Raw genomic sequence first — 489 nt, forward strand, 5'->3', positions numbered from 1 at the left:
CGGCGATCGCCGGCATCAGCGTGTTGGAGAAGAGATAAGGCCGCGAACGCTGGCGCAGCCAGTCGACGACCTGGCTCTTGCCGGAGGTATAGCCCCCCGATGCGCCGCCGAGCGCCTTGCCGAGCGTGCCGGTGATGATGTGAACCCTGCCCTCCACGCCGCAATGTTCGGCCGAGCCGCGGCCGTTTTTGCCGACGAAGCCGACGGCATGGCTATCATCGACCATCACCATGGCATCGTATTTTTCCGCGAGATCGCATACGCCCTTCAGATTGGCGATAATGCCGTCCATGGAAAACACGCCGTCGGTGGCGATCAGCCTGAAGCGGCAGTCCTTCGCTTCCTTCAGCCGCGCTTCGAGATCGGCCATGTCGTTGTTGGCGTAGCGGAAACGCTTGGCCTTCGACAGCCTGACCCCGTCAATGATCGAGGCGTGGTTCAGCGCATCGGAGATGATCGCATCCTCCTCGCCGAGCAGCGTTTCGAACA

General features: G+C 62.2%; 1 protein-coding gene. It reads right to left on the reverse strand.

The features are described from left to right. Positions 1–489: aminotransferase class I/II-fold pyridoxal phosphate-dependent enzyme (locus ACWTU9_RS33220; protein ID WP_455862019.1), on the reverse strand; the 489-nt coding region annotated here is incomplete at both ends.

This window comes from Mesorhizobium sp. 128a, assembly GCF_053848025.1.